Here is a 19,660-nt window from a genome sequence, read left to right as displayed (position 1 = left end):
AAAGAAGGTGGAAGCGTTGCGCGAGATCCCCACCGGGCTCGGACTCGACGACGTCCTTCTCATCCCTCAGCGCACCTCGGTCACCAGTCGTTCGCACACCGACGTCGGTACGGAATTCGTCCCGGGCCTGCGGCTGTCCGTCCCGGTCGTGTCCGCCAACACCCCGTGGTGCACCGGCGCCCGGATGGCCGCCGCGATGGCTCTGGCGGGCGGGCTCGGCGTCGTCCACCGGATGCAGACGGCGGAGGACCAGGCGGCCGAGGTGGCCGCCGTCAAGAAGGAGCAGCCGGCGGAGTCCGCTGCTCCGGGTGCCACGGTCGATGGACAGGGCCGGCTCCGCGCGGCGGCCGCCGTCGGGGTGACGGACGACTACCTCGACCGCGCGGCCCTCCTCGTCGAGGCCGGGGCCGACGCTCTGGTGGTCGATGTCGCGCACGGCCACGCGGACTACGTCCTCAAGGCCGTGGAGCAGTTGAAGTCCCGCTGGCCCGGCGTGCCCGTCGTGGGCGGCAACGTCGCGACTCCCGCAGGTACCAGGGACCTGATCGAGGCCGGGGCGGATGCCGTGAAGGTGGGCATCGGGCCCGGCGGCATCTGCACCACGCGCCTGGTGGCCGGCAGCGGCATGCCGCAGTTCACCGCCGTACTGGAGTGTGCGGAGGAGGCCGCGGGGCTCGGCGTACCGGTCATCGCGGACGGTGGCATCAAGGAGCCGGGCGATGTCGCGAAGGTGCTGGCGGCCGGTGCCCGGACGGCGATGCTGGGCAGCGCCCTCGCCGGTGCGGAGGAGAGCGCCGCCCTGCTGGTGGAGTACGACGGGCGGCAGGCGAAGGTGAGCACCGGGTTCGTGACGTTCGGCATGCAGCTCACGCTCAAGCGGGCCCGTGGTGAGGCGGTGACCAAGGAGGAGCTGGCGCGGTACACGCCCGAGGGCGTGGAGGCGACCTGGCCCTTCAGCGGGCCGGTCGCCGACACGGTGAACCGTTTCGTCGGCGGGTTGCGCTCCGGGATGAGCTACTCGGGCGCGCACACCCTCGCCGAGTTCCGCGAGCGCGCCGCCTTCGTCCGTGTCACCCCCGCCGGCCTGGCCGAGAACCACCCGCACGCCCTCGGACGCGCCCACCAGGTTCCGCTCGACTACGCGTCGGAGGCGGTGTGACGACCCCCATCGACACCGGCCGGTACGGCAGTCCGCGGATGCGCGCGCTGTTCACCGACCGGGCGCGCTACGAGGCGTTCGTACGGGTGGAGGGCGCGCTCGCGAAGGCGCAGGGGCGCCACGGCGTCATCCCGCAGGAAGCGGCCGACACCATCGCCGAACGCGCCCGCACCCACCGCTCCTCCCTGGAGCGCGTCGCCGAACTCGAAGCGACCAGCCGGCACGAGCTGTTCGCCGCCGTACAGGAATTCGCCGAGTCCTGCGGCTCCCACAGCGCGTGGGTCCACTACGGGGCGACCAGCAGCGACATCCTCGACACGGCGCTCGCACTCCAGCTCGGCGAGGCCATCACGCTGCTGGAGGAGGACCTGCGCGACCTCCTCACCGCGCTGACTGCGCGCATCGACGCGGTGGGCGGGCACGTCATGATCGGCCGCACCCACGGCCAGCAGGCACAGCCGGTGACGCTCGGATTCAAGCTGGCCATCGTCCTCGAACGGTTCGTCCGCTGCCTGGAACGCCTCGCCCAGGTCAAGGAACGGGCCGTCATGGGCAAGATCGCCGGGGCGGTGGGGTCACTCGCCGGAATCGGCGCGCACGGACCCGAGGTACAACAGGAGACCCTGCGCGAACTCGGCCTCCCGGAGCCGGCCATCTGCGCCCAGGCCGTGGCCCGGGACCGGATCGCCGAGTTCTTCTGCTGGGCGGGGCTGACGGCCGCCTGCCTGGAGGACCTGGCGACCGAGGTGCGCAATCTGCAGCGTACGGAGATCGGCGAGGTCGCCGAACCGTTCGCCGAGGGCGGTCAGATCGGCAGCTCCGCCATGCCGCACAAGCGCAACCCCGTCCAGAGTGAGCGGATCTGCAGCCTGGCCCGGCTGGTGCGCTCGCTCGTCGGGCCCGCGCTGGAGAACGTCACGAGCTGGCACGAGCGGGACCTGGCCAATTCCGCCAACGAGCGGTTCACCCTGCCCGAGGCGTGCGTCCTGCTGGACGAGATGCTGACCACCGCCACGTACGTGATCGACGGGCTGCGGGTCTTCCCCGACCGGATGCGGCGCAACCTGGAGCACTCGCACAACGAGCACCTCAGCGAAGCGGTCCTGCTGCTCCTCGTCCAGCGCGGCATGGACCGGCTGGAGGCGTACCGCCTGCTCCAGGAGGCCACCGGCCGGGCCGCGAGCGAGGGCGCCGACATGGTCGACGCCCTGCTGGCCCACCCGCGCCTCGCCGGCCGGCTCGACGCACAGGAGGTCCGCCGGCTCGCCGCCGCGGGGGCCGACACCGGGCACTGCCGGGACCTGACCGCCGCGGCCGTCAAGCGCGCCGAACACATCGTCCAAGGAGGATGACATGCCCTGCACCATCATCGTGGGCGGCCAGTGGGGCGACGAGGCCAAGGGCAAGATGGCCAGCTACCTGGCGCTCAAGGACGACGTGGACCTCGCGGTGCGCGCCGGCCTCGGTCCGGGAGCCGGGCACACCATCGTGCACGGCGGACGGACGCACAAACTGCGCCAGATCCCGAGCGCCGTGGTCAACGGGCGGACACGGCTGCTGCTCGGCGCCGGTGTGCTCGTCAACCCGGCGGTACTGCTGCGGGAGATCGAGGAACTGGGGGTCGCCGACCGCGTCGGCGTCGACTTCCGGGCGACCGTCATCGACCCCGCGCACCTGGAGGCCGAGCAGCGCGACCGCAACCTCACCGACACGGTCCGCAGTACCGGCAGCGGACACGGCCCCGCTCTCGCGGCCCGTGCGCTGCGCAATGCCCGCCGGGCGATGGACGTGCCCGAACTGGCTCCCTACCTGGCGGACGTCGCCGTGGAAGTCAACGGCGCGGTGGACGCGGGCGCGCAGGTCCAGGTGGAGGGGACGAACGGGTTCGGCCTGTCGGTGCTGTACGGGACCTACCCCCACACGGTGGGCAAGGACAGCACGGCGAGCACGGCGGCCGCGGACGCCGGGCTGGGCCCCCTGGCCGTGGACGACGTGGTCCTGGTCTTCCGGGCCTACCCGACCCGCGTCGGGGCCGGCGCCTTCCCGACGGAACTGTCCGAGCAGGAAGCGGAGCGCATCGGAGTCGAATACGGCACGGTGACCGGACGGCGCCGGCGCATGGGCCGCTTCGACCTGGACCAGGCCCGGGAGGCCGTACGGATCAACCGGCCCTCGCGCGTCGCCGTCAGCTTCCTCGACTACGCGGCCCCGGAGGTCCGGGGGCGGCGGGAGGGCCCGCTGCCGCCCGGTGCGGCGGCCGATCTCATCGACGAGATCGAGCGGGGGCTCGGCGTGCGGGTCGACCTCATCGGCACCGGACCGGGCACGGACGAGGTCATCGACCTCAGATCCGACCCCGTCGGCACCGGCACCACGGCCCTCCTCTCCCGTACAAGGAGCAACGCATGACCCCCGGCCCGCCCCTGTGGAAGCGGCAAAGACTCCTCACCATCAGCTGGCAGACCCTCGGTACGCTGCTGACCGACCTCGCCGAGGAGATCCGCGCCGCGGGTCCCCTCCCGGACACGGTCGTCGGTATCACCCGCGGCGGTCTCACCCCCGCCGTCGCCCTCGCGCACCGGCTGAACGTCCCGGAGTTCAGAATCATGGGGATCCCCCGGAACTCCTCCAACAGCCGGTACAGCGAGCGCGGCGCGGCGGCGCTGGAGTACGTCGTCCCGGACTCCTCGCTGGCGGGTAAGCGCGTCCTGGTCGTCGACGACATCATGGGCGACGGCGGCACGATGGACACCGCGGTCGGCACACTGCGCGCCATGCACGCCGCCGAAATCCGCACCGCGGTCCTGGTCCGCAACCAGAATTGCGCCGGCCGGCCGGATCACCAGGCGCTCGAAGTCGACGACTGGACGGTCTTCCCCTGGGAGGCACCGCCGGGCCCGGCGGAAACGGCCGTGCCGCTCGAGGCCACGCGGTGACGCTGCCCGGCGCGTCCGGGGCGCGGGTCTCCCGCGCCCCGGCGCCTGCCTCCCCCACGACGGTCGTCTTCGACCGCGACGGCACCCTGCTGGACTTCTCCGACATGTTCCACCGCTTCATCGTCGATCTGCACCGCGCGCAAGGGATGGCGCCGCCCTCCAGGGAGGCGATCCTCGCGTACGAGTACTGGCAGACGATCACCAGCGGACAGCTCCGTATCGGGAACACGGTCGTCCGCGACCACGTGGACGAGGTGGTCCACCGCTACATGCCGCACGGCCGCCTCTTTCCGGGCACCGCGGAAGCGGTACGGGATCTGGGCGCGGCAGGCGTGCGCCTGGTGCTGGTGAGCAGCTGGGTCGGCACCACGGCGACCGGACAGCTCCTCGAACGGTACGGTCTGCGCGGCACGTTCGGCGCTGTCCTCACCCGTGAGGAACTGGCGGCCGACGCGTCCCACGCCACGGACGCGGAGTGCAAGACGGCCCTCGCCCGCCGGGCCCTGGCCGAGGTGGGGCACCGACCGGGCGACGCCCTGTACATGGTCGGGGACACTCCCGCGGACATCGCTTCGGCCCGGGTGCTCGGAGCCCGGGCCATCGGCGTACGCACCGGAAACGGCGGCCGGCTGTCCTCGGTGCCGGACGCCGGTCCGGACCGTCTCGTGGCCTGCGCCGCCGAGGCCGCGGCCCTCATTCTGCGGGAGGTGCGTGCCGGGTAGCCCGCTGCCCGGCGACGCTTGCTGGGAGGCACAGTGGAGCTCTCCCCGTCCGGCCCGGAGAGGCCGGACGGGGAGAGCTCCACTGTGCCTCCAGGTTCCCTGGGGGCCCGCTCGCTCACACAGGAGCCGTGCCGATGAGCCCCGACCGGGTCACGAGTGCGGCCAGCCGCTCCTCGTCCAGCTCCTCCGTCCCCGCGGGACGGCGCGGCAGCACCATGTACCGTGCCTCCGCGCTGGCGTCCCAGACGCGGATGTCCACCTCCTCCGGCAGCACGGTGCCGAACTCGGCCAGCACGGCACGCGGCTCGCGTACCACGCGGGCCCGGTACGCGTCGCTCTTGTACCAGCTCGGTGAGGGGCCGAGCAGCAGAACCGGATAACAGGAACACAGGGTGCACACCACGACGTTGTGCACGGTGGGCGTGTTGGCGACGACCCGCAGATGCTCGTCGTCCGCCAGCAGCCCGTCGAGGCCGAGCTCCCGCAGAGCCGTGGCCGGCTCCCCCAGCAGCAGTTCCCGGAAGTCGGGGCTGCTCCAGGCGCGGGCGACCAGACGGGCCCCGTTGAACGGTGTGGCTCGTGAGAGATTGCGCTCCAGAATGGTGTCGAGCTGCTCGTCCGTGACGAGCCCGGCCGCGATGACGCGCTCTTCCAGCCTGCGTACCCGGGCGGCGATGGGGAGGCTGACGTGTTCGGAACTCATGGTGTGTCTCCTCGGAGGCCACGGGCCGCCTCTCCGGCCGGCTCCAGGTAGCACTCCCAGAGGTCGATCAGGACGCTGTGCGCCCCGCTCCCCCACAGGTCGCGTGCCGTGAACCGCACGGTGTAGACGGGAAGGACCCGGAAGGGATCGCGACGCCGGGCGACGTCATCGGGAAGCGGACAGGGCGGCTGTACGGCTACGACGTGCCCGAGGTGGCCCCGTACGTACCGGGGCGCCCGGGTGTGGTGCGGCGGATCCGCCGGACGCACCCGGACCGGGTCTCCGACGGCATGCCGCCGTTCAGCCACGGGAGGGGATGCCCTTCTCGTCGAGAAGGAGTTCCATGCCCATGAGCACCCGCTCGTAATAGCCGGCCGCGAGATATGCGGTGGGCTCGGCGCGTTCCTCGGCGTCGCGGAGTTCCGAGGCGGTCCAGACGCCCGCCATCGCCAGACCGATCAGCACGGCGAACACCCGCGCCTCCCAGTCGTGCCGCCAGGGGTGGGGCGGGTTCTCGGGGTCCTCGCCGTCCATCGGAATGCTGCCGTATCCGAAGGTGCCGCCGATGTCGTTGAGACGTGCCATGGATGCCCTGGTCCTTTCACGGCGCCGCGAATTCGGTGGCGTCGTCGAGGTATTCCGTCGGATCCGGCACCCGGGCGTCACGGAATGCCTCACGGCGTTCGTAACACGTACCGCAGGTACCGCAGTGGCGGTCTCCCCCGCGGTAGCACGACCAGCTCTTGCCCAGCGGGGCTCCGAGCCGGTTCCCGTAGGTGGCGATGTCCGTCTTGCTCCAGGTGATGAAGGGTGTTTCGATCCGCGGCGTGGCGAACCCCTCGTTCGCGACCTGTACGAGTTCATCCAGCGCCCTGACGAACGCCGGCCGGCAGTCGGGGTATATGAAGTGGTCACCGGCGTGCATACCGAGGGCCACGACGCCGGCCCGCCGCGCGACCGCGGCGCCCACCGCCACATTGGCCAGGATGGCATTGCGGTTGGGCACGACGGTGGCCCGCATCGAGTCCTCGGCGTAATGCCCCGAGGGAACACTGACCTCGCTGTCGGTCAGGGCGGAGCCACCCAGCAGGACACCGATTCCGCTCAGGTCCACCACATGGTGTTCCGCGCCGTAGTGCCCGGCGATGGTCCGGGCCGATTCGATCTCCCGGTGGTGGCGCTGGCCGTAGTCGACCGTCACCGCGGTGAGCCGGTAGTGCAGCATGGCGTAATGGGCGAGCAGTGTCGTGGAGTCCATGCCTCCGGACAGCACGACGACGGCGCTGAACGGGTCGGCCTTCACCGGTGTTTCGGGCAAGACGCACCTCCTGGGTGGCGGAAGAACGGCGTGCCTCGTCACCGGCCGCCGTCCTCGATCGACACCCAGCGTTCCGGCAGCCGCCGGCCCGGGCCTTACGGTGCCGTCCGAGAATTCGGGCACCGCACCGAGAGAAAGCGACGGGCAGCGGCTCGGTGGCACAGTGACCGGAGCTCAGCGGTACACCGCAGCTTCCCTGGCGGTCTGCTTGATGCCGTCGGCGCCGTGGAAAAGACGCTGCCCCCATGGGGTCAGCGACTTGGCGTCGAAGTGGTTGCTGAGGTCGAGGTGGGCGTCCTCGCCGCTGTTGCCGCTCCAGGACCAGCCGAGATAGCCGATGCGTGCGGCTTTGGTCCGCGCCATGATGGTGTCCTCGTCCGTGTCACCACTCGGGTGGTAATGGCCGAACTCCCCCACGATGAGCGGCAGCTTGGCCCGGGTGAAGGCATCGAGGTAATGCTTGACCTTTTCGGCGGAGTTGTAGACCCCGTACATGTGGACGGAGAAAAGGGTGTTGTGGTCGGGATCGGCATCGAAGACCGAACGGGCCTGGCGCTGCATGGTTCCCGACCAGTCCTGGCCCCAGTTGGGCCCGTCGGCCATCAGGGCGTGATGCAGACCGGCCGCGCGCAGCCGGGCGATGGCGGCCTTGGTGTCCGCGGCCCATCGATCGGTGTTGTTGTTGCCGTAGGGCTCATTGCCGATGTTGACGACGACATGGCTCTCCTCACCGCGCAGGGCACTGCGGACGCCGATCCAGTAGTCGGCGGCGCGGGAGAGGGAAACGGCCCCGGCCTGTTCGCCGTAACCCGTGGTGTCATGGACTTCCAGTACGCAGATCAGCCGGTTCGCCTTGCAGCGGGATATGACCGCGCGGACATCGGCGGTGTCGTTCTTCGTCCAGCGGGCGCCGCTGCTCAGCACGATGCGGACGCTGTTGGCCCCCAGACGTTTGATGTCGGACAGGGCTCGGCCGGTCCGGTCGGCGTGCCAGGCGTGGGAGTGATTGACACCGCGGAAGACGAAATCGGCACCGTTCTTCTCGACGAGCCGGCCGTTCTTCACATGGAGGCCGGGGGCGGTGTATGCGTGAGCTTTCGCTTCCGCAGCAGCGGACAGGGTCGAGGACGGGGCCAGGAGGAGAATGCTCACCGTCGCGGCGAGACTGGACGGACGTGGTCGCACGGCAATGCTTCCTTCGTGTCGATGGGTGATGGCGAGAGGCATTCGATAGGTCCGCCAGGGGGCGACCGCCGGATTCCGCCAAGTACGGACAGTGCGGCAACCTTTTCGGCAGTCGGCGGCCGAGCGGCAGTTCGTCTGCGACCGCTCGCCGCCGAGATGCGATGCGGAGACCCTCAGTAGCCGGCGCAGAGAATGCCGAATCGGGCATCGGATACTTTCCGACCGCTCGGCAGGATGATGAAACGGCTCGATATCGATCGGCGGGCACCACACAGCGTGACGCCCGGGCACTGAGCGCCTGGTGGCGTGCCATTGCCGACGGCCGCGCGAGAGGCGAGCGCGAGAGGGTGATACAGATGGCGGAAAAGCAATCGGGAACGGCGATCGGAAGACTGGTGAGCAAGGTGAGCGGCACGTCAGAGGTATCGCGGGTACTGGTCACCGGCGCCGGCAAGGGAATCGGGCTCGCGATATCGCGGCGGCTCGCGGAGGCGGGGTACGAGGTGATCGGCGTGGCCCGGAACGAGCCCGCGGAGGAGTTCCCCGGCACGTTCCTGCGCTGCGACCTCTCCGACGCCGGCGCCACCGCGCAGCTGCTGGAGGAAGCCACTCGGGGACGCGCGATCTGCCACGTCGTCAACAACGCCGGGATCGCTCAGCCCCAGCCCCTCCAGGATCTCGACCTGGCGACCTTGCAGCAGGTGGTGGACCTCAACCTGCGCGCGTCGGTCCAGATCGTCCAGGCCCTGCTGCCGGGCATGCGTGAGCAGCGCTTCGGCCGCATCGTCAACATCACCTCGCGGGCGACATACGGCGCCAGGGACCGTACCTCCTACGCGGCGGCCAAGAGCGCGCTCGTGGGGTGCACCCGTGCCTGGGCACTGGAGCTCGCCCCGCACGGCATCACCTCCAACGCGGTCTCGCCCGGCCCCACCGCGACCGAACTGTTCCGCCGCGCACGGCCCGCGGGCAGCGAGGCGGAACGCCGGGCGATCGCCTCGATCCCGCTGGGCCGCCTGGGCACACCCGACGACGTCGCCGCGGCCGTGGCGTTCCTGCTGTCCGACGACGCGGGGTTCATCACCGGTCACGTCCTCGACGTCGACGGCGGAAGCAGCCTCGGCGGACGCTAGGGCGCTTCTGACGGATCTCCGCGGCATCGCGACTCCCCCAGCTACCGCTGGGAGGTGCCCCCAGGCACGCACCCTCGCCGCACGGCGCAAAGGGACAGGTGGCTCCGCCACATGACCCTTCACACCGCACGCCGAGCGCACGCACCGAACGCCGCTCCGTCCCCCACGGAGATCCATCAGAAACGCCCTAGGCGCACCGCTCCGTAGGTTCCCTGCTTCCGGCGTGGGCCGACGGCCGTTCCGGGCAACCCCCGCGCACAGGGTTGGCCTCGGCCCCCCTCTGTGGTGCCATGAGGCGAGTTCCGCCGGGTTGACCGAAGTGACCTAGAAGCAACTCATGGAACGCGAGGATTCATGGATACTTCTCGCAGGCCCCAGCAGACATCCGCCCCGTACGGGAGCAGCCTCCCCCACGGCCCCGCCGGGCCCGCTCACCCGCCGCCGGCGTTGGAGGACGACGGCGGCCGCGCGGTGGCGGAGTGCCGCCATGAGCGGGGGCACGTACTGGATTCGCTCTTCCACGGGCAGGGGTATGCCACGGCTGCCAGCCGCCGGATCTTCTGTGACCGATGTCGACTGCGACGGTGGCTCGATGTGGAGGCCGCGCTGACGGCCAGTCAGGAGCAGCTCGGCATGGTGCCGCCCGGGACGGCGGCGCGGGTGGCGCGGGCCTGTGAGCCGGGCCGGATCGATGTCGCCTCCCTGGCTCCCGAGTTCCGCCGTACGGGCCATTCCCTCGTGCCGCTGCTGCGCGGCCTGGAGGCGGTGTGCGAGGCGGGCTCGGGGGAGGTGGTGCATCTGGGGGCCACCACACAGGACATCCAGGACACCGCGCAGTCCCTGGAGATGCGGGATGTGCTGGACGAGGCGGACCGGGAACTCGCCGCCATGACGGCACGTCTGGTCGCGCTGGCCGGGACGCACCGCGACACCATGATGGTGGGCCGCACCCACGGCCAGCCCGCGCTGCCGATCACCTTCGGCCTCAAGGTGGCGAGCTGGCTCGACGAACTGGTGCGGCACGGGGAGCGGCTGGGCCAGCTGCGCGAGCGGGCCCTGGTGGCCCAGTTGCACGGCGGCGTCGGCACCATGGCCGGCTTCCAGGGGCGCGGGCAGGAGCTGCTCGCCGACTTCGCCGCCCGTCTGGGGCTCGGCGTACCGGTCGTGGGCTGGCATGTCGCGCGGGACCGGGTGGCCGAGTTCGGCACCACGCTGGCCCTGGTCACGGCGACGCTCGGCCGGATCGCCGAGGAGGTCCGGGTGCTCTCGCGCGCCGAGGTCGGTGAGCTGTCCGAGGGCTGGGAGCACGGGCGGGTGGGCAGCAGCACCATGCCGCACAAGCGCAATCCCGAACGCTCCGAGCAGGTCGTGCTGCTCGCCCGGCTCGCCCGGTCCGCCGCCGCGCTCGGCGTCGAGAGCATGGTGCAGGAGCACGAGCGCGACGCGCGGGGCCTGCGGATGGAATGGGTCGCGGTCGCCGACGTGTCGCACTACACGCTGGCGGCGCTGGCCATCCTCAACGAGGTCCTCGCCGGGCTGCGGGTGCACCGCGAGCGGATGGCGGCGAACGCCGCGTCGGTGGCGGAGTTCCTGTGCACCGAGGCGCTGATGCTGGCCCTCGGCGAACGCATCGGCAAGCAGAGCGCGCACACCCTCGTCTACGAGGTGAGCCAGCGGGCGCAGAGCGACGGCCTTCCGCTGCGCGCCTGCGTGCGCGAGTGCCAGGAGATCACCTCCCGGTTCTCCGCCGCCGCGCTGGACGATCTGCTCGACCCGGCCGGCTATGTGGGCGAGGCGGGTGCCCTGACCGACCGTGCGGTGGAGCACGCCCGGCTCCGGCCGGCCCCGCCCGGCGGTCCGTGGCCGGTCCACGCGGAGGAGGGGATGCCCTCATGACCGCTCTGCTGCGTTTCGAAGGTGAGCGGGCCTGCGAGGCCGACATCGAGGCGCACACCCCCGAGATGCGCGAGCAGCGGCGGCACCTGCTCCGGCAGCTCGCCGTGTCCCGTGGCGAGCGGGTCCTGGACGTCGGCTGCGGCCCCGGCTACCTGATCTCGGAGCTGGTGGGCCCGGTCGGCCCGGACGGCGAGGTGTGCGGCATCGACGTCAGCGCGTCGATGCTGGAGCTGGCCCGGGCGCGGTGCGCGTCGGCGGGTGCGCGGGTGAACCTGGTGGCGGGGCGCTGCGAGGAGATCCCCTTCCCGGACGCCTCGTTCGACGCCGCCGTCTCCTCGCAGGTGTACGAGTACGTCGGCGACATCGAACGGGCGCTGGCCGAGCTGTACCGGGTGCTGCGCCCGGGAGGCCGCGCGGTGGTGCTCGACACGGACTGGGATTCGCTGGTGTGGCACTCCGCCGACCGGCCCCGGATGCGGCGGGTCCTCGAACTGTGGGAGGACCATGTCGCCGACCCCCGGCTGCCCCGGCGGCTCGGCCCGCTGCTCCGGGAGGCCGGGTTCATCGAGGAGAGCCTGACCACGCTGACCTTCCTCAACCGGCGGTGCGACCGCGACGCCTACAGTTACTGGCAGGTGGGGTTCATCGAGGCGTTCCTCGCCGACCATCCCGGCGCGGTCCCGGAGGTGACCAGGGCCTGGGTCCGGGAGTTGCGCGAGCTGGACGCGGCGGGGCGGTACTTCTTCAGCCTCGGCCGGTACACGTTCACCGTGGTCAAGCCCGGCGGCTGAGCCGGCCCGGGCAGGGCGGGACGGGCCGGTACGGGACGGTGGCCTGGCCCCGCCCCGCCCGTTTCACCCCCGTCCCGCCCGTATCACCCCCGTACGCGCGCGAACTCGCGGAGGAAGTCCGCCAGCGCCTGTACGCCCTCCTGGGGCATCCCGTTGTAGACGGACGCCCGTACCCCGCCCACCAGGCGGTGTCCGGCCAGGCCGAGGAATCCTTCCTCCTGCGCGCGGGCGAGGAATTCCCCGGTCAGCGACTCGTCGGCGAGCCGGAAGACGATGTTCGTGACGGAGCGGTGGTCCGGGTGGGCGGTGGGGCGGTAGAACGCCGTGCGGTCCAGTTCCTCGTACAGCAGCCGTGCCTTGGCCAGGTTCGTCCGTTCGACCGCGGCGAGGCCGCCCTGGTCGCGTATCCACTCCAGCGTCAGGGAGAGGACGAAGACGGCGAAGGTGTTCGGGGTGTTGTCGAGGGACTTGGCGGCCGCGTAGACGGAGTAGTCCAGCAGCCGCGGGGTTTCGGGCAGCGCGTGGCCGAGCAGGTCGTCGCGGACGGTCACCAGGGCCGTGCTGGAGGGGCCCAGGTTCTTCTGGAACCCGGCGTAGACGATGCCGAACCGGCCGTGGTCCAGCCGCCGCGAGAGGATGTCGCTGGTGGCGTCGGCCACCAGCGGGGCGGGGCAGTCGCGCGGGAAATCGTTCCAGCGGGTGCCGTAGACGGTGTTGTTGCTGGTGAGGTGGAGGAAGGCGGCGTCCGGCGGGCAGTGCCGCGCGGTCACCTCGGGTATCCGGTCGAAGCCGGTGTCCTGGCTGTCGGCGACGATCGCGGCGGTGCCGTAGCGAGCGCCCTCGCGCTGCGCCTGCTGGGCGAACAGGCCGGTCACGGCGTACCCGGCGGTGCGGGTCGGGGACCGGCCGATGAGGTTGAGCGGCACGGCGGCGCACTGCATCCGGGCACCGCCGTGCACGAACAGCACGTGGTGGTCCTCCGGGAGCCCGGTCACCTCCCGGTACAGCGTCACGGCGGTGTCGAGCACGCCGCTGAACCGGGGGTGCTTGTGGCTGATCTCGATGATCGACGCGCCGTCGCCCGCGTGCGCCGCGAACTCCTCGCGCACCCGCCGGGCCACCGGCCGGGGCAGCGTCGCGGGCCCCGCGGAGAAGTTGTACGCGCCCGGGGGCTCCGGCGCCCCGGACACGCGCCGCCGGTTCTCGTCCGCCTGCCACCGATGCGCTTCCGCCTGTCGACGGTCCATCCCGGTGTCTCCTCCCGGTCGTCCGTATATCCTTTCGCCCCGGTCGGTCCCGCGCACAGCGCGGGCGCCCGTACGGCGTCCCCTCCACCGTGCCGGGCGCCCGCCGTCAGCCGTCCGGCTGTCGGGCCCGTCAGCCCCTCAGCACATCCGCAGCCCCTCCACGAACGCCTCGACGCCCTCGGCGCGGACCTGCGCCACGGCATCCGTCGCCGGGCTCGTCCGGTCCCGCAGGCGCCGGGCCAGCGGTTCGAGTTCCTCGGCGGGCGCCACCGGCTCCCGGCGCAGCGATCCGGTCGCCAGGTCCAGGGCGCGCCGGCCCCACTCCGTCAGTGGTACCCCGGCGACCTCGGCCGCCCAGCCACGGGTCTGGACCTCGGCGGCGGCCGTGCGGGCGTCCTGGAGCGACCAGCCGCCGAACAGGTCGCGGCAGCCCTCGATGTCGCCCAGCCAGCCCAGCAGCACGGCCAGCCACGCGAAGGTCTCCTCCCGGTTCATCGTGGGCAGGTGGCGGATCTCGACGAAGGTGCCGCGTCCGCCGTCCCGGAGCACCGCCTCGCCCCGGCCCGCCGTCACCGCTTCCAACGCCTCGGCCACGCTGCACGCCTCGTCCAGGCGCATCCGGACCCGTACCGCCGGCCAGCAGAAGACCAGGCCGGACGCCAGGTCGGCGATGGTGCAGTGCAGGGTGCGCTTGGTGCCGTCCGGGTCGACGAACTCGGCGTGGCCCGCCTCGGCGAACTGCCATGTCGTCAACTCGGGCAGCAACGGGGTGTGGAGGGTGCCGTTCCGCGTGACCTCGAAGATCGGCAGCGCCCACGCCTCGCGCATGTAGTCCGCCAGGCTGCCGTAGAGGCGGCGCGGGTAGTGCAGACGGTGGGCGAAGAACGGATTGGAGTCGGACAGCTCCGTGTAGCCGCGCAGGCGCAGGGAATACCAGGGCTGCACACGGCCGCCGAACACCGCGGAGTTGGCGCCCCACGCGAAGATCAGCGGCGTCATCCTGATGAGCGTGTTGCAGGCGTCGATCACCTGCGGCAGCGGGACGTCGACGTTGAACTGGACGGCGGCGAAGCCGGGCCAGGCGTCACTGGCGTAGTGCCCGGGGAACCGCTCGGCCTGCGCCAGCCACAGGCCGTAGTGCGCCTTGTCGGCCAGGTACGGGCCGCCGAGCGTCTCGGTCAGCGGCTGGCAGCCGTGCGCGAGGGCGGACAGCCCCCCGGCCGCCAGAGCCGGGAACACCACGTCGTCGAGCGTGCGGTGCCAGGCGGCCTTTGCGGCGGCGAACCCCTCTTCCGGCGGCAGGGCCGCCTCGACCGTGCAGAAGCCGTAGTCGTTGCCCACGTCCAGGGTCCCGTGGTCGCGCGCCGACCGGGCGCCCACCAGTGCGCCGGTGGTGGCGTCGCGGTAGGGGGTGAAGTCCGGGCGGGCGGCGAGCCGTTCGAAGACGGCTTGGACGGCCGGGCGGCCGGCCGCGGCCCCCCGGCGGTCGACCACGGGCAGTTCTGACTCGATGCCGATCTTCATGTTCCAAGCTCTCCGTCGGAAGGGGGGCGTTGATGGCGGGGCCACGCTAGGGCCCGGAACCGGGCTCCCGCCGAACGCCTGGCCGCGCTTCACGCTTTACGGTGAACTCCACCCCGTCCCCGATCTCCAGCACCTGGCTCTGCGCGTCCGGCACACCGCCGACGTGCCGCCGGTACGCGGCGATGACCTCGGCGTTCTTCTTCGGTACCAGAATGTTGTCGGCCACCACCAGGCCGCCCGGCCGCAGCGCCGGCCAGCAGGCGTCGAAGTCCCGGACGTACAGCTCCTTCCAGTGGTCCAGGAGGACGAGGTCGACCGGGCCGGCCAGGGTGGGGACGAGGGCGGGCGCCTCCAGCGCGGTCAGTTCGACGACGTCGGCGAGTCCCGCCCTGGTCACGTTCTCCCGCTGCTCGGCCTGTTTCCCGGGGTCGACCTCGATGGAGTACAGACGTCCGCCGGTGGCCCGTACCGCCTCGGCGAGCCAGAGCGTGGAGTAGCCCACCGAACCGCCGACCTCCACGACCGTGCGTGCGGCCGTCGCCCGGACCAGGGAGTTCAGCAACTGGCCGACGTCCGGGCCGATATCGAGCATGAACGATCCGGCACGTGCGCGCAGGGCGGTGCCGCCCTGCGCGCGCAGCGCCTCCAGCTCCCGCTGCTCCTTGAGGGACCGTTCCTCCAGCTCGGCCAGGACAGCCGTGAACCGGGAGTCCGGTTCCGGCAGGAGCCGCCGCATCAGCCGATCCCGAAGAAACGGCGGGCGTTGTCGCACAGCAGTTGCCGCTTGGCCGTCTCGTCGATGTCCTTCCGGTCGGCCAGGGCGGTGACCGCGCCGGGGAACTTCGCGTCGAAGTGCGGGAAGTCGCTGGCGAACAGCAGGTTCCGGGCCAGTCCCTGGTCGATGAGCATGGGCAGCAGCGGGTCCTCCGGCTCCACCCCCAGGTAGCACTGCCGCTTGAAGTAGGTGCTGGGCCGCTCGGGGAGCGGCGGCCGGTCCTTGGCGAACTGCTCGGCGTGGTCGTCCATCCGGTTCAGCCAGAACGGGGCCCAGCCCGCCCCGCTCTCCATGAAGGCGAACCGCACCCCGGGGAAGCGCTCCAGGACACCGCCGGTGATGAGCAGCATGACCGCCGTCATGTGCTCGAAGGTGTGGCTGACGAGGTGCCCCTGCATGGTGTCGTGGGTGCGTTCGGTCCCGATACGGGGGATGCGCGCGACCCCGAACCCCTCGTGGAAACACACCGCCACGTTGTGTTCCTGGCAGAACTCCCACAGCAGGTCGTAGACCGCGTCGTCGATGTTGGTGCCGGCCACGGTGTTGGGCCGCAGGATGACGGTGCGCACGCCCTGTTCCAGGGCCCGGCGCGCCTCGTCCACGGCCAGCACGATGTCGTGCTGCGGCAGCGCGGCGACCGGGAACAGCCGCTCCCGGTTCTCGGCGCAGTAGGCCAGGGCCCAGTCGTTGTACGCCTTGGCGACCTCGTACGCGAAGGCGGAGCTGCGCAGGGCCGGGAGCAGGCCGAGCACCTTGGACGGGAAGATGTAGGCGCGGGTGATGCCCTCCCGGTCCATGGCGGCGAGCCGGTCCCTGGGGTCCAGGCCGCCGCGCCGGAGCGCTTCGAGCACGTCCACGGCGGCCGGGTCGTCGGACTTCCAGCTTCCGGGGGTGTACGTGGCGCCCTGGGTGCTGCCGAACCAGGCGGCCTGGGTGGGCCGGCCGTGGAAGGTGGACGAGGGCTGTTCGATGACCCGGCCCTCGGCGGTCAGCCGGCCGTCCTGGTAGGAGGGCATCCAGGCGGCGTACTTATCGGGCAGTCTCCCCCGCCACCAGTCGTCGGAGTCGGGCAGCACGATGTGGCTGTCCGCGTCGATGACGGGGTAGTCACGATGAGCGACCATGTACCACTCCTTCAGGAAAACCCGGGAAGGTCTGTCGGTCGGCGCGCACGGCCCGGAGACCCGCGCGGATGCGCCGGTCCGGACACCGGCCCCGGGCCGGTCACCGCTCACGCGCTCGGGTACGGGTCCATCCCCTCTTGCGACACTCCGGACCATTGTTCCCGCCCTCCAGGAAAGGGGAAGAGGGGCCACCCGACCAATGAGGCGACGAATGGCCCCCACCGCCACTCCCGTATGTCCCGGCCCCATCCGTATCGGACGCCCGGCGTGCACCGGCGGAATGCACGCACGGCTCGGCATGGGGTCCCGGCCTGCGGCTTTCGGGCCTGCCCGAAACGGCTGGCCTGCCCGCGGCCCGCCGCCCACACTGCTGCCGGGCCGGCTCACCGGCCCGAGGACCGCAAACTCAAGGAGATCTTCCATGGGACTGCGCAAACTGGTCACGACCCTGCTCGCCGCCGGGACGCTGCTGGGCGGCTCGCTGATCGGGACCTCGGCCTCCGCCGCCGAGCGGACGGCCCCGCCGAAGCCTCGGCTCGACTGTCCGTACTACTTCGTGTGCGGCCAGGCCGCCAACGGCAGTTGGTTCCGCTACAAGGACTGCAACTTCGAGTTCCAGCTGCCCAACCTGATCGGTTCGGGGCCCCTCATCAACAACCAGACCGCGGGTACCGTGGCGAGGTTCTACGACAAGAGCCACCGGCTGCTCTTCACCTCCAGGGCGTACGAATCCCGTACGGTCAACTGGACCCCGGTCTGGTACGTCAGGGCCTGCTGATCCGCTGCGGGCAGCCCGCGGGGACTTGGTGCGGCGGTGCAGCTCCACTACGAGGCCAAGGAGCAGCGCCCCAAGGACGAAGAAGATCTCGACGCGGTGCTGCCCGTGCTCACGGGGCGGCAGCGGCGGTGGCTCGTCGCCGCGATCACCGGAACGTACGGGTGTCATCCTTGGGTCCGGCGCCTGTGGGAGTGAGACGCCGGACCCACCCGTCGGGGTGCGACGAGTGGGCTTCACGTCGCTACGGCGCCCCCGGCGCACGCACGTCGAGGCACCGGGCGAGGGCCGCGGTGACGGGTGCCGCGTGGGCGGGCAGATGGTGCGCGGCCCAGGCTGCGGCCAGGGCCAGGAAGGCGGCCAGGTCGCGTTCCGCGCCCGCGAGCAGGTGACGCAGTGCGGTGCCGGGGAGATCGATCACCGGGCTGTCCTCCTGGTAGACGTCCACGGTCAGGCGGACGGTGTCACCGCGGCGTTCGGCGGTCGGTGACGGGTCGTGGCCGAAGCCGACGAAGCCGTCACCGTCGAACACCCGGTACCAGTCGCGCCATTCCTCCAGTCCGTCGCAGCAGCCGGGCTGCACGGTCACGCCGGTGCCGGCGTCGTGGACCCGCAGGCCGCCGGCCGCGACGAGGTCCTCGCGCGTCAGCAGCCCGTGGAGGAAGGCGCCGCGCGGATCGGAAGGCAGCGGCGGGCAGTCGTCGTCCTCGGGGCGGAAGGCGTTGGTGGCGGCGATCTGCATCACCGCCGTACCGACCTCGGCCTGCTCCATCCCACCGCAGAGCCGCAGGAAGGTGTACGGCTCGACGTCGGCGACGGGCCAGAGGGTGAAGCCGTTCCGGGCGTCGAGTTCGAGGACCGGGTCCATGGTGATCATCGGTCAAGTGTCGCGCACCCCTGCCGTGCGGTGACGGGCGGGAGCGCCGGGCCCGGTCCTGCCCCGCGGTCAGGCCGCGCTCAGCGTGGCGCGGATCGTCTTGCCGCCCGTGGGGGCGTCCAGGATGTCGAGGGTGTGGGCGAGGGCGCAGACGATGAGGAGGCCGCGTCCGCTCTCGCCGCCGGGGGTGGGCGGGCGGAAGCGGGGGCGGTCCGGGCTGTCGTCGCTCACCTCGACCGTCAGGGTGTCGGCCGCGGCGCACAGCCGCAGGCGGCAGCTGCTGCGAGTGTGGCGGGTGACGTTGGCGACCAGTTCGGTGACGATCAGGTACGCGTCGGCCGGGTCGGCGGGCACGGCGCCGTCCGCGATGACCCGGGTCAGGAAGGCGGCGGTCAGCCATCGGGCCCAGAAGACGGTTTCCCGGGCGTGGGGTAAGAGGTATTCGGCTCGCGTGGTCCGGACGCGGGCGCGACAGGTACGCAACGTTCGGCTCACTCCCCCCAAGGGCCGGATCGGCCCCCTCGGGTCGCGCCTCGGTGGCCGGTTCGTAGCGGTTGGTCTGTACCACTCATGCCCGGTTCGGGTGACAGTCACGCACGGAAGTCGGGTTGTGTCCCCGGAAGTCCACACCGTCGCTCGGGTACGTCCGGCCGCGTCAGCGGCCACGCGTACCGGTGGCGACGGTACCGCTTCCCGTACCGGCACCCGCGCGGCACCGCATCGGCGCCGGCTCGAACGGCCGCCCGGCGGCCGCCGTCGCACAGTGTCCGGCCGGCCGTTCAGGTGTCCGGGTTACGCGTGTCTCCGGTGGGACAGCACCGTCGCGGGTGCTTGTCCGTGGGGAAACGAGGGCATCACACCGGATGAGGCCGACGGACGGGGCCGACGCGACGCCCTGGAAGGCATCGGCCCGCCCATTGCGCTCGGCCGCGGCTGCCCGGCCGTCCCTGCCCACGGGCCGGGGTACGTCCACCGACGGAGGAGACGCCTGTGACCGGTCTCTGCTCACGCTACTTCCGTGGCCGCGGCACACCCGCGCGCCGTCTCGTGCTCTCCGGCCGCCGCTGGTGGCGGCAGGACCGCGGGCCGCGCGAGTGGGTCACCGGCCCGTACCGCCGGGGCGACGGGCCGTGCTGGCGCGCGCGGCGGGACGGGGAGACGCTGGTGCTGTGGGTACGCGGCGACCTCGACCTGGAGCTGGCCCAGCGCCTCGGCCCCGCCCTGTCCCAGGTGTCCTCGCCCGCCGTACGCACGGTGGTGCTGGACCTGAGCGAGGTCACCTTCTTCGACTGCAGCGGTCTGCAGTGGCTGTGCGAGGTACGGTCCCGTGTGGCCGCGCACGGCGGGGAAACCTATCTGCGCCAGCCGCCCCGGTGCGTGTACCGCGTATTGCAGCTGGTGCCGCTGACGCGGCCCTTCGCGCTACTGCCCGCGCCCGGCCCCGGCCCCGCCCGCCGGGCGCCCGGCGGGCGTCCGGCCCGCAGCGGCGCCCGCG

General features: G+C 71.9%; 22 protein-coding genes. 11 read left to right on the top strand and 11 right to left on the bottom strand.

The window, feature by feature from the left end:
- Positions 1-16: 16 nt before the first annotated feature.
- From guaB to IH45_RS0123975, 5 genes are read left to right on the top strand one after another with little or no spacing between them, the layout of a single operon-like run.
- On the top strand, positions 17-1,159 hold the full coding sequence (gene guaB, locus IH45_RS0123995; protein ID WP_030672079.1) for an IMP dehydrogenase: 1,143 nt from the start codon (positions 17-19) through the stop codon (positions 1,157-1,159).
- A complete protein-coding gene (purB, locus tag IH45_RS0123990) occupies positions 1,156-2,511 on the top strand; it encodes an adenylosuccinate lyase (protein WP_050515133.1) in 1,356 nt (451 codons plus the stop codon). Before guaB ends, purB begins: the two co-directional genes overlap by 4 nt.
- A 1-nt stretch (position 2,512) precedes the next feature.
- Positions 2,513-3,568 carry an adenylosuccinate synthetase gene (locus IH45_RS0123985; protein ID WP_050515132.1) on the top strand — a complete coding sequence of 352 codons (1,056 nt, stop codon included), beginning with the start codon at positions 2,513-2,515 and terminating at the stop codon, positions 3,566-3,568.
- On the top strand, positions 3,565-4,095 hold the full coding sequence (locus tag IH45_RS0123980; protein ID WP_030672069.1) for a phosphoribosyltransferase: 531 nt from the start codon (positions 3,565-3,567) through the stop codon (positions 4,093-4,095). The genes IH45_RS0123985 and IH45_RS0123980 overlap by 4 nt, the downstream gene beginning before the upstream one ends.
- The gene (locus IH45_RS0123975; RefSeq protein ID WP_050515131.1) at positions 4,092-4,817 is read left to right on the top strand and encodes an HAD family hydrolase; all 726 of its coding nucleotides are present in this window, start codon (positions 4,092-4,094) and stop codon (positions 4,815-4,817) included. Before IH45_RS0123980 ends, IH45_RS0123975 begins: the two co-directional genes overlap by 4 nt.
- Positions 4,818-4,932: 115 nt before the next feature.
- Here the strand turns inward: IH45_RS0123975 and IH45_RS0123970 are convergent, their stop codons facing one another.
- The 5 genes from IH45_RS0123970 to IH45_RS0123955 form a co-directional block, all read right to left on the bottom strand.
- Positions 4,933-5,520: a nitrile hydratase subunit alpha gene (locus IH45_RS0123970; protein WP_030672063.1), complete on the bottom strand. Its 588-nt coding sequence runs from the start codon at positions 5,518-5,520 to the stop codon at positions 4,933-4,935.
- Positions 5,517-5,789, bottom strand: coding sequence for an SH3-like domain-containing protein (locus tag IH45_RS1000000150840; protein ID WP_324607955.1), 273 nt, complete (start codon positions 5,787-5,789; stop codon positions 5,517-5,519). The genes IH45_RS0123970 and IH45_RS1000000150840 overlap by 4 nt, the downstream gene beginning before the upstream one ends.
- A gap of 31 nt (positions 5,790-5,820) precedes the next feature.
- On the bottom strand, positions 5,821-6,105 hold the full coding sequence (locus tag IH45_RS1000000150835; RefSeq protein WP_030672060.1) for an SH3-like domain-containing protein: 285 nt from the start codon (positions 6,103-6,105) through the stop codon (positions 5,821-5,823).
- Positions 6,106-6,121: 16 nt separating this feature from the next.
- Positions 6,122-6,838, bottom strand: coding sequence for a 7-cyano-7-deazaguanine synthase QueC (gene queC / locus IH45_RS0123960; protein ID WP_234440645.1), 717 nt, complete (start codon positions 6,836-6,838; stop codon positions 6,122-6,124).
- A gap of 174 nt (positions 6,839-7,012) precedes the next feature.
- Entirely contained in the window at positions 7,013-8,023 is a 1,011-nt protein-coding gene (locus IH45_RS0123955; RefSeq protein ID WP_032918203.1) for a glycoside hydrolase family 5 protein, read from the bottom strand.
- A gap of 404 nt (positions 8,024-8,427) precedes the next feature.
- Here IH45_RS0123955 and IH45_RS0123950 point away from each other — a divergent pair, with 404 nt between their 5' ends.
- From IH45_RS0123950 to IH45_RS0123940, 3 genes are all read left to right on the top strand, one after another.
- A complete protein-coding gene (locus IH45_RS0123950; protein ID WP_030672050.1) occupies positions 8,428-9,156 on the top strand; it encodes an SDR family oxidoreductase in 729 nt (242 codons plus the stop codon).
- Between the two features lie 471 nt (positions 9,157-9,627).
- Positions 9,628-11,052: a class-II fumarase/aspartase family protein gene (locus tag IH45_RS0123945; protein WP_267885151.1), complete on the top strand. Its 1,425-nt coding sequence runs from the start codon at positions 9,628-9,630 to the stop codon at positions 11,050-11,052.
- Complete coding sequence (locus IH45_RS0123940) at positions 11,049-11,843, top strand: methyltransferase domain-containing protein (protein WP_030672045.1); 795 nt, start codon at positions 11,049-11,051, stop codon at positions 11,841-11,843. The genes IH45_RS0123945 and IH45_RS0123940 overlap by 4 nt, the downstream gene beginning before the upstream one ends.
- Before the next feature lie 83 nt (positions 11,844-11,926).
- On the opposite strand, the gene serC is transcribed toward IH45_RS0123940, so the two are convergent.
- The 4 genes from serC to IH45_RS0123920 form a co-directional block, all read right to left on the bottom strand.
- Entirely contained in the window at positions 11,927-13,090 is a 1,164-nt protein-coding gene (gene serC / locus IH45_RS0123935; RefSeq protein ID WP_078897744.1) for a 3-phosphoserine/phosphohydroxythreonine transaminase, read from the bottom strand.
- 138 nt (positions 13,091-13,228) lie between these two features.
- The gene (locus tag IH45_RS0123930; RefSeq protein WP_030672039.1) at positions 13,229-14,614 is read right to left on the bottom strand and encodes a glutamate-cysteine ligase family protein; all 1,386 of its coding nucleotides are present in this window, start codon (positions 14,612-14,614) and stop codon (positions 13,229-13,231) included.
- A gap of 46 nt (positions 14,615-14,660) precedes the next feature.
- Positions 14,661-15,350, bottom strand: coding sequence for an O-methyltransferase (locus IH45_RS0123925; protein WP_030672036.1), 690 nt, complete (start codon positions 15,348-15,350; stop codon positions 14,661-14,663).
- Entirely contained in the window at positions 15,350-16,513 is a 1,164-nt protein-coding gene (locus IH45_RS0123920) for an amidohydrolase family protein (RefSeq protein WP_030672033.1), read from the bottom strand. Before IH45_RS0123920 ends, IH45_RS0123925 begins: the two co-directional genes overlap by 1 nt.
- Positions 16,514-16,934: 421 nt before the next feature.
- Between IH45_RS0123920 and IH45_RS1000000145415 the strand changes: the two genes are divergently transcribed.
- On the top strand, positions 16,935-17,291 hold the full coding sequence (locus IH45_RS1000000145415) for a hypothetical protein (RefSeq protein ID WP_050515130.1): 357 nt from the start codon (positions 16,935-16,937) through the stop codon (positions 17,289-17,291).
- A gap of 36 nt (positions 17,292-17,327) precedes the next feature.
- Entirely contained in the window at positions 17,328-17,486 is a 159-nt protein-coding gene (locus IH45_RS1000000146815; RefSeq protein ID WP_199810711.1) for a hypothetical protein, read from the top strand.
- 46 nt (positions 17,487-17,532) lie between these two features.
- Here the strand turns inward: IH45_RS1000000146815 and IH45_RS0123905 are convergent, their stop codons facing one another.
- Together IH45_RS0123905 and IH45_RS1000000148895 are read right to left on the bottom strand one after the other, a co-directional pair.
- Entirely contained in the window at positions 17,533-18,165 is a 633-nt protein-coding gene (locus tag IH45_RS0123905; RefSeq protein WP_030672028.1) for a hypothetical protein, read from the bottom strand.
- Between the two features lie 69 nt (positions 18,166-18,234).
- Positions 18,235-18,648 (bottom strand): ATP-binding protein, encoded by a 414-nt coding sequence (locus IH45_RS1000000148895; RefSeq protein ID WP_030672026.1) that lies wholly within the window; start codon positions 18,646-18,648, stop codon positions 18,235-18,237.
- Positions 18,649-19,155: 507 nt separating this feature from the next.
- Between IH45_RS1000000148895 and IH45_RS1000000145410 the strand changes: the two genes are divergently transcribed.
- The coding region (locus tag IH45_RS1000000145410; protein ID WP_050515129.1) for an STAS domain-containing protein at positions 19,156-19,660 on the top strand (505 nt) is incomplete at its 3' end.

It is taken from the genome of Streptomyces rimosus subsp. rimosus (assembly GCF_000720725.1).
In the GTDB taxonomy this organism is placed as follows: domain Bacteria; phylum Actinomycetota; class Actinomycetes; order Streptomycetales; family Streptomycetaceae; genus Streptomyces; species Streptomyces rimosus_A.
This window is presented reverse-complemented; position numbering and strand designations above follow the sequence as displayed.

Coding starts and splice junctions, on each gene's coding strand:
- IH45_RS0123930 (WP_030672039.1), bottom strand. CDS start 14,614: ATGAAGATCGGCATCGAGTCAGAACTGCCCGTGGTCGACCGCCGGGGG.
- IH45_RS0123905 (WP_030672028.1), bottom strand. CDS start 18,165: ATGATCACCATGGACCCGGTCCTCGAACTCGACGCCCGGAACGGCTTC.
- IH45_RS0123940 (WP_030672045.1), top strand. CDS start 11,049: ATGACCGCTCTGCTGCGTTTCGAAGGTGAGCGGGCCTGCGAGGCCGAC.
- IH45_RS0123925 (WP_030672036.1), bottom strand. CDS start 15,350: ATGCGGCGGCTCCTGCCGGAACCGGACTCCCGGTTCACGGCTGTCCTG.
- serC (WP_078897744.1), bottom strand. CDS start 13,090: ATGGACCGTCGACAGGCGGAAGCGCATCGGTGGCAGGCGGACGAGAAC.
- IH45_RS1000000150835 (WP_030672060.1), bottom strand. CDS start 6,105: ATGGCACGTCTCAACGACATCGGCGGCACCTTCGGATACGGCAGCATT.
- IH45_RS0123920 (WP_030672033.1), bottom strand. CDS start 16,513: ATGGTCGCTCATCGTGACTACCCCGTCATCGACGCGGACAGCCACATC.
- IH45_RS0123970 (WP_030672063.1), bottom strand. CDS start 5,520: ATGAGTTCCGAACACGTCAGCCTCCCCATCGCCGCCCGGGTACGCAGG.
- IH45_RS0123980 (WP_030672069.1), top strand. CDS start 3,565: ATGACCCCCGGCCCGCCCCTGTGGAAGCGGCAAAGACTCCTCACCATC.
- IH45_RS0123985 (WP_050515132.1), top strand. CDS start 2,513: ATGCCCTGCACCATCATCGTGGGCGGCCAGTGGGGCGACGAGGCCAAG.
- IH45_RS1000000145415 (WP_050515130.1), top strand. CDS start 16,935: ATGGGACTGCGCAAACTGGTCACGACCCTGCTCGCCGCCGGGACGCTG.